Here is a 7,814-nt window from a genome sequence, read left to right on the forward strand (position 1 = left end):
GGCGTCCGTCTCCGCCGCGGCGACCGCGGTGCCGTAGCGCCCGGCGAGGTCCTGGAGCAGCGCCTCCACCACGTCCCAGGGCGGCACCTCGCGCCCGTCCAGGCAGGCCCGCATGCCGTCGGGGTCCCGCTGCCCGAACACCGCGCACCAGCCGGTGCCCGGGTCGAGGCGGGCCAGCAGTCCCGACAGGTACCGCGCGAACTCCCGTACGCGCCCCGGCAGCTGTTCCACGGCCATCGTCCGACTCCCGCCCCACTGGAGGTCTCCGCTCCGGGTGTAGGGAACACCAGCCGTGTTACGGGTCGGCTACGGGGAGTTTTCGGCGGCGGACGTCACGCGCCGACGAGCGCGCACTGCCCCACGAGCTCGTCCATGGAGATCCCCAGGACGGCGGCCAGCGCGGCGACCGTGAAGAACGCCGGTGTCGGCGCCCGGCCGGTCTCGATCTTGCGCAGGGTCTCGGCGGAGACGCCGGCCTGCGCGGCGACCTCCGTCATGGTGCGGTCGCCGCGGGCCGAGCGGAGCAGCCGCCCGAGCCGCTCGCCGCGTTCGCGTTCTTCCGGAGTCAAAGGGGTGCGCACCATGCCGTCATTCTAATACCGGCCCGCCCGGACGACGCCAATTCAAATACCGGTATAGTAATTGGCATGGTGGAACTGAAGACGGACACATCGATCGATGCCATGTACGCGGCCGGCCAGGTCGTCGCCCGCGCGCTGACCGCCGCGCGGGAGGCCGCCGACGTGGGCGTGTCCCTGCTGGAGCTGGACGCCGTGGCCCGCGAGGTGCTGCGGGAGGCCGGCGCGACCTCGCCCTTCCTCGGCTACCGGCCCTCCTTCGCGCCGACGCCCTTCCCGGCCGTGATCTGCGCCTCGGTGAACGACGCGATCGTGCACGGCATCCCGGACGGGTACCGGCTGCGGGACGGCGACCTCGTCTCCCTCGACTGCGGGGCGACGCTGGACGGCTGGGCCGGCGACTCGGCGATCAGCTTCACCGTGGGCACCCCGCGCCCGGCGGACACGGCCCTGATCGACACCGCAGAGCGGGCCCTCGCGGCGGCGATCGACGCGGCCGTCGTCGGCAACCGCATCGGCGACATCGCGCACGCCGTCGGCTCGGTCTGCCGCGCGGCGGGCTACGGCGTCCCCGACGGCTTCGGCGGCCACGGCATCGGACGCCGCATGCACGAGGACCCGGAGGTCCCCAACGAGGGCCGGCCCGGACGCGGGCTCCCGCTGCGCCACGGCATGGTCCTCGCCATCGAGCCGATGCTGATCGGCAGCGGCCGCGACGAATGGCACGCGGCACCCGACGGCTGGACCCTCCGCACGAACGACGCCTCCCGAGCAGCCCACGTGGAACACACGGTGGCGATCACAAAGAAGGGCCCACGCGTCCTGACCGCCCGCTCGTAGCTGCGGGCAATCGTGCCGCTGGGGCGGCACGGGTGGGCGCAGCGGCACCCCGCAACGCCGGGCCACACGACCCACCCCCGCCCAGCCCGCACGCCCTCACCTCGACAAGACCGCCTCCGCACAACGCCCGGACATGCCCGCAAGAACAGAACGTGTCATGTTGGGCATGACCGCACCCCGACCGGGTTACCCGCCCCCGGCACGTCGATCAGCGATGCAGCGGAGGTCCGTACACGATGACCAGCGGCTACATGGGCCCGGAGGGCGACCCGTTCGCGGAATTCCTGGCACGCTTCTTCGGCGGGCCCAGGCCGAGGCAGATCGACATCGGCCGGCTGCTCAGCCAGCCCGCCCGCGAGCTGGTGCGCGGCGCCGCCCAGTACGCCGCCGAGCACGGCAGCCGGGACCTGGACACCGAGCACCTGCTGCGGGCCGCGCTCGCCACCGAACCGACCCGTGGCCTGCTCAGCCGGGCCGGCGCCGACCCCGACGCGCTGGCGTCGCAGATCGACGAGCGGACCGGCCCGGTGCAGCACCCGCCCGGCGAGGTCCCGCCGCCCACCTCGCTCTCCCTGACCCCGGCCGTCAAGCGCGCCCTGCTGGACGCGCACGAACTGGCCCGCTCCACCGGCACCGGATACATCGGCCCGGAGCACGTGCTCAGCGCGCTCGCCGCCAACCCCGATTCGGCCGCCGGTCACATCCTGAACGCGGCCAGGTTCGCCCCCTCTGGCCTGCCGACGGAGACGCCGGAAGCGGCGAAGGGGCGCCCGGAGGGGCCGAAGGCCACCAGCACGCCGACGCTCGACAAGTACGGCCGCGACCTCACCGACCTGGCCCAGCAGGGCCGTATCGACCCGGTGATCGGGCGCGAGGACGAGATCGAGCAGACCGTCGAGGTGCTCTCCCGCCGAGGCAAGAACAACCCCGTGCTGATCGGTGACGCCGGCGTCGGCAAGACCGCCGTCGTGGAGGGCCTGGCCCAGCGCATCACCGACGGCGACGTGCCCGACGTGCTGATCGGGCGGCGCGTGGTCGCGCTGGACCTGACCGGCGTGGTCGCGGGCACCCGCTACCGGGGCGACTTCGAGGAGCGGATGAACAACATCGTCGGCGAGATCCGCGCCAACTCCGACCAGCTGATCATCTTCATCGACGAGCTGCACACGGTCGTCGGCGCGGGCGGCGGCGGCGAGAGCGGCTCGATGGACGCCGGCAACATCCTCAAGCCGGCCCTCGCCCGCGGCGAGCTGCACATCGTGGGCGCCACCACGCTGGAGGAGTACCGCAGGATCGAGAAGGACGCGGCCCTCGCCCGCCGCTTCCAGCCGATCCTGGTGCCCGAGCCGACCGTCGCGGACGCCATCGAGATCCTGCGCGGCCTGCGCGACCGCTACGAGGCCCACCACCAGGTCCGCTACACCGACGAGGCACTGGTCGCGGCCGTGGAGATGTCCGACCGCTACCTCACCGACCGGCGCCTGCCCGACAAGGCGATCGACCTGATCGACCAGGCCGGCGCCCGAGTGCGGTTGCAGGCGCGCACCAAGGGCACGGACGTACGGGCCATGGAGCGCGAGGTCGACCAGCTGATCCGGGACAAGGACCAGGCCGTCGCGGACGAGCAGTACGAGCAGGCCACCCAGTTGCGCGACCGGATCGTGGAGCTGAAGCAGCGCATCACCGAGGCCGACGGCGGCGGCGAGGCCGACGAGGGCCTGAATCTGGTCGTCGGCACCGAGTCCATCGCCGAGGTGGTGTCCCGGCAGACCGGCATCCCGGTCAGCAGCCTCACCCAGGAGGAGAAGGACCGCCTGCTGGGCCTGGAGTCGCACCTGCACGAGCGGGTCGTCGGCCAGGACGAGGCCGTGCGGGTCGTCTCCGACGCCGTGCTGCGCTCCCGCGCCGGGCTCTCCAGCCCCGACCGGCCCATCGGCTCCTTCCTGTTCCTCGGCCCGACCGGCGTCGGCAAGACCGAGCTGGCCCGGGCGCTCGCGGAGGCCCTGTTCGGCAGCGAGGACCGCATGGTGCGGCTCGACATGAGCGAGTACCAGGAGCGGCACACCGTCAGCCGTCTGGTCGGCGCCCCGCCCGGCTACGTCGGGCACGAGGAGGCCGGCCAGCTCACCGAGGTGGTGCGCCGGCACCCGTACTCGCTGCTGCTGCTCGACGAGGTGGAGAAGGCGCACCCGGACGTCTTCAACATCCTGCTCCAGGTGCTGGACGACGGCCGGCTGACCGACTCGCAGGGCCGCACGGTCGACTTCACCAACACGGTCGTGGTGATGACCAGCAACCTCGGCTCCGACGTGATCACCCGGCGCGGTGCCGGCATCGGCTTCGGGTCCGGTGGTTCGGAGGCGGACGAGGAGGCCCGGCGCGAGCAGGTGCTGCGTCCGCTGCGCGAGCATTTCCGGCCGGAGTTCCTGAACCGCATCGACGAGATCGTCGTCTTCCGCCAGCTCAGCGGCGAGCAGCTGCGGCAGATCACCAGCCTGCTGCTCGACCAGACCCGGCGCATGGTGCGGGCGCAGGACATCACCGTGGACTTCACCGACGCGGCCGTGGACTGGATCGCCGAGCGCGGCTACCAGCCCGAGTACGGTGCCCGCCCGCTGCGCCGCACCATCCAGCGCGAGGTGGACAACCAGCTCTCCCGGCTGCTGCTCGACGGCCGCATCCAGGAGGGCGGCCGGGTCACCGTCGACGTCGAGGACGGGCGGCTGGCGTTCCGCACGCCGGAGCAGCCCGTCCCCGAACTCTGACGCCCGCTAGCGTCGCGCGGGCCTGACGACCATGGCCGAGCCGCCGCCGCGCCGTTGCTTCTCGGCGGCGGCCAGCCACCGGCCGTCCGGCAGCCGCTGCACTCCGGTCGCCGCGCCGATCTCCGGGTTGGACTTGAACGCGTGCCCGAGCGCCTCAAGCTCCGCCCGCAACCCGCTGTCGTACAGGCCGGGTTCGAGCTCGGTCTGGGCGGCGTTGCGCTGACTGGCGCGCGGCGCGGCGATCGCGTCCACGAGCGGCAGGCCCCGGTCGAGGAAGCCGGTCAGGGTCTGGAGCACGGTGGTGATGATGGTCGCGCCGCCGGGCGAGCCGACCGCGACGACCGGCCGCTGGTGCTTGTCCAGGACGATGGTCGGCGCGATCGAGGAGCGCGGACGCTTGCCCGGGCCGGGCAGGTTCGGGTCGTGCACGGCCGGGTTGGCCGGGGCGAAGGAGAAGTCGGTCAGCTCGTTGTTGAGCAGGAAGCCGCGGCCGGGCACGGTGATGCCGCTGCCGCCGGTCTGCTCGATGGTGAGCGTGTAGGCGACGACGTTGCCCCACTTGTCGGCGACCGTGAGGTGGGTGGTGTTCTCGCCCTCGTACGTCGTGGGCGCCGCCGTGCCGCGGCCCGCGCAGGAGGCCGGGTGGCGCGGATCGCCGGGCGCGAGGGGGCTGGTGAGCACCGCGTCGTCCTTGATCAGGCACGCGCGGGAGTCGGCGTAGCGCTGCGACAGCAGTTCCTTCGCCGGTACGTCCTCGAAGGCGGGGTCGCCGACCCAGCGCCCGCGGTCGGCGAAGGCGATGCGGCTCGCCTCGATGAAGCGGTGCAGGTACTGGGCCTTGCTCGCCTTCGAGAGGTCGGTGCGCTCCAGGATGTTGAGGGCCTCGCCGACCGTGGTGCCGCCGGAGGAGGAGGGGGCGATGGAGTAGACGTCCAGGCCGCGGTACGAGGTCTTCGTGGGTGCCTGGAGCTTGGCGCGGTAGGCGGCGAGGTCCTTGGCGGACAGGTCGCCGGGGCGGGCGTTCCAGCCGGAGGCGGGGTCGACGGGCGGCTTGTTGACGGTGGCGACGATGTCCTTGCCCAGCTCGCCGTGGTAGATCGCGCCGACGCCCTTGCGGCCCAGCTCCTGGTAGGTGCGGGCCAGGTCCGGGTTCTTGAACGTGGAGCCGACCGCCGGGAGTCGGCCGCCCGGCAGGAACAGCTTCGCGGTGTCCGGGAAGGAGCGGAACCGCTGTTCGTTGGCGGCGGTCTGGGAGCGGAAGGTGTCATCGACGGTGAAGCCGCCCTGGGCCAGGCGTTCGGCGGGCTCCAGCACGGAGGCGAGCCTGCGGCTGCCCCACTTGTCCAGGGCCGTCTGCCAGGTCGCGGGCGTGCCGGGGGTGCCGACGGCGAGGCCGCTGGTGACGGCGTCGGCGAAGGCGAGCGGCTTGCCGTTCTCGGTGAACAGGTTCTCGTCGGCGGTCAGCGGCGCGGTCTCGCGGCCGTCGATGGTGCGCACCGTACGGGACTTGGCGTCGTAGTAGACGAAGTAGCCGCCCCCGCCGACGCCGGCGGAGTAGGGCTCGGTGACGCCGAGCGCGGCGGCGGTGGCGACGGCCGCGTCGACGGCGTTGCCGCCCTTGCGCAGCACCTCGACACCGGCCGCGGAGGCGTCCTGGTCGACGCTCGCGACCGCCCCGCCGTAGCCGACGGCGACCGGGGTCTTCGGGGCGGCGGGTCTGTGCGGCGCGGCGGGTGGCGCCGCCGCCCCCACCGACACCACGGCGGCCGAGACCGCCAGGACCGTCAGATTCCGTGCGACAGGGCGACGCATCCGCACCTCCAGTGAAAGGCCGTTCGGGCAGCTTAGGTCATCGTCATGGCCGCGTCAGGGGCCCGTCGAACACCGGTACCCCGACGACCGCTAGCATGCGCGCCCATGACCGACGACGTACGCAACATCGTGCTGGGTGTGATAGCGGCGGGCATCAGCGCCGCGCTGGGCTGGCTCGCCCGTACGTATCTCTGGAAGCGGAAACTCCGCCGCAAGCAGGCGTTCTTCGGGCTGCCGGCAAACGCCGAGTCGCTGCTCGTCGTCAACCGGGACCCCGCCACCTCCGAACCGGCGGTGCACCGCTTCGACGTGTTCGCGCTCCTTGAGCTGTCCGCGCTCATCAAGGACTGCGGGGCGCACGTCCAGGTGGTCACGCAGGACACGGTCCACCAGGGCTTCGGCGAGCGCACGGAGTTCTGCGTGGGCGGGCCCGGGTCGAACCGGCGGATGGTGGCCCACATGGCGGCCATGCTGCCGGGCGTGCGGATCAACGTGGACCCGGAACCGGGCCCCGACCGGGCCGCGTTCCAGATCGGCGCCGAGCGCTACCGCATGGACCCGGGCGTCACGGAGTACGTGATGCTGGCCCGCCTCACCGCCGGCGACCGGCGCGAGGCCCGCCCGGTGTTCCTGTTCTGCGGGCAGCGCGCTATCACCAACCAGGCCGCCACGCGCTACCTCGCCCGGCACCACGAGCGGCTGGCGCGCAAGCACGGCAACAACGCCTTCGTGCTGCTGCTGAAGGTCGTCAACTCCCAGGCGTACGGCCCGGACGTCGTCGAACTCGTCGGGGACGTGACCCGGGCGGCGGCGAGCCCGCTGCCCACCCCGGAGCCGACGTCCCGGAACTCGCACCGGGCCTGAGCACGGGCCGAGATCCCTGCGGGGGTCCGGGCCGGGCTCCGGCCGCTAGCCCGCGACCAGCTTGCGCACGTTCTCCACGCTGCCGCAGCCGGCGTCCAGGTACCTCGCGCGGGCCTCCTGGAACGCCTTCCCCAGCTCGGCCCGGCGCTCGTCGGCGACGTTCTCGCGGGCGTCGTTGATCAGGGTCCGCTCCTCCTCGTCCGCGTGGTGGTTGACCGCCGTGACCAGCTCCTCCAGCTTGTCCTCCCACTCCTGGGAAGCGGTGTCCTCCACCTCCAGCAGCGCGAGCAGGGCCTCGTTGCCCTCCTCGTGCTCGTGCACGCTGTGGTCGACGTCGTCGTCGTCGACGTTCTTGTAGCGGCGCAGGGCAGGGTAGACCTTGTCCTCCTCGGCCGAGGCGTGGGCGATCAGCAGGTTGGCGAACTCCGCGAGGGCGGCGGCACGGTCGGCCTGCACATTGCGCAGGGTGCGGAAGAGGTCTTCCATGCGGCGGTGGTCGCGCAGGATGAGCTCGACGACGTCATGGGACGGCACGGTGACTCCTCGTCGGTGGGCGGTGGATGGTCCGGTCTCGCGATTACCCCCGTTCTCGCAGGCGAGACCTTGCCGCCCCCGGCCCCTCGGAGCCTGTCGATGCCGACCTGCCGCGCCGGCCCCGCCCGCCGCACGCTCCGTCTCCGGCCGGTCACCGACAGCCGTGTCGCTCCGCCCCGGCGATGGATACAGTGTCCGGTACACGGTTGACCGGCCGGGCCGGGGCCACGTCACTCGGGGCCTCACGGGCCGGTTCGACAGGGAGGGTTGGAGGCCGGGGTGATCACGTACGCGAACCGACAGGTCCAGGACATGGACCATGGTGATCACTTGTGTCTGGTGTTCACCGACGACGCCGAGCAGCGCCGCGTGGTGACGGACTATCTGACGTCCGGTCTGGACCGCGGCGAGCGGGTCATGA

The 7,814-nt window shown here is 72.6% G+C and carries 6 protein-coding genes and 1 pseudogene; 3 read left to right on the top strand and 4 right to left on the bottom strand.

Annotation, left to right across the window (positions count from 1 at the left end):
• A pseudogene (locus GTW67_RS11985) lies at positions 1-237 on the bottom strand (hypothetical protein); the annotation flags it as partial.
• Between the two features lie 95 nt (positions 238-332).
• A complete protein-coding gene (locus GTW67_RS11990) occupies positions 333-584 on the bottom strand; it encodes a helix-turn-helix domain-containing protein (RefSeq protein ID WP_161164791.1) in 252 nt (83 codons plus the stop codon).
• 63 nt (positions 585-647) lie between these two features.
• Between GTW67_RS11990 and map the strand changes: the two genes are divergently transcribed.
• Both map and GTW67_RS12000 read left to right on the top strand, forming a co-directional pair.
• The gene (map, locus tag GTW67_RS11995; RefSeq protein WP_161164792.1) at positions 648-1,418 is read left to right on the top strand and encodes a type I methionyl aminopeptidase; all 771 of its coding nucleotides are present in this window, start codon (positions 648-650) and stop codon (positions 1,416-1,418) included.
• A gap of 236 nt (positions 1,419-1,654) precedes the next feature.
• Entirely contained in the window at positions 1,655-4,183 is a 2,529-nt protein-coding gene (locus tag GTW67_RS12000; RefSeq protein WP_161164793.1) for an ATP-dependent Clp protease ATP-binding subunit, read from the top strand.
• Between the two features lie 6 nt (positions 4,184-4,189).
• Here GTW67_RS12000 and ggt read toward each other — a convergent pair whose 3' ends face one another.
• Positions 4,190-5,995, bottom strand: a complete 1,806-nt coding sequence (ggt, locus tag GTW67_RS12005; protein WP_161164794.1) for a gamma-glutamyltransferase — start codon at positions 5,993-5,995, stop codon at positions 4,190-4,192.
• A gap of 105 nt (positions 5,996-6,100) precedes the next feature.
• Here ggt and GTW67_RS12010 point away from each other — a divergent pair, with 105 nt between their 5' ends.
• The gene (locus GTW67_RS12010) at positions 6,101-6,859 is read left to right on the top strand and encodes a hypothetical protein (RefSeq protein ID WP_161164795.1); all 759 of its coding nucleotides are present in this window, start codon (positions 6,101-6,103) and stop codon (positions 6,857-6,859) included.
• A gap of 45 nt (positions 6,860-6,904) precedes the next feature.
• On the opposite strand, the gene GTW67_RS12015 is transcribed toward GTW67_RS12010, so the two are convergent.
• On the bottom strand, positions 6,905-7,393 hold the full coding sequence (locus tag GTW67_RS12015; RefSeq protein WP_161164796.1) for a hemerythrin domain-containing protein: 489 nt from the start codon (positions 7,391-7,393) through the stop codon (positions 6,905-6,907).
• Positions 7,394-7,814 lie beyond the last annotated feature (421 nt).

Origin of the sequence: Streptomyces sp. SID5910 (assembly GCF_009862125.1) — a bacterium.
Lineage (GTDB): Bacteria > Actinomycetota > Actinomycetes > Streptomycetales > Streptomycetaceae > Streptomyces.

Excerpts from the sequence above, each read along its gene's own strand:
- GTW67_RS11990 (WP_161164791.1), bottom strand. The coding sequence starts at position 584 with ATGGTGCGCACCCCTTTGACTCCGGAAGAACGCGAACGCGGCGAGCGG.
- map (WP_161164792.1), top strand. The coding sequence starts at position 648 with ATGGTGGAACTGAAGACGGACACATCGATCGATGCCATGTACGCGGCC.
- GTW67_RS12000 (WP_161164793.1), top strand. The coding sequence starts at position 1,655 with ATGACCAGCGGCTACATGGGCCCGGAGGGCGACCCGTTCGCGGAATTC.
- ggt (WP_161164794.1), bottom strand. The coding sequence starts at position 5,995 with ATGCGTCGCCCTGTCGCACGGAATCTGACGGTCCTGGCGGTCTCGGCC.
- GTW67_RS12010 (WP_161164795.1), top strand. The coding sequence starts at position 6,101 with ATGACCGACGACGTACGCAACATCGTGCTGGGTGTGATAGCGGCGGGC.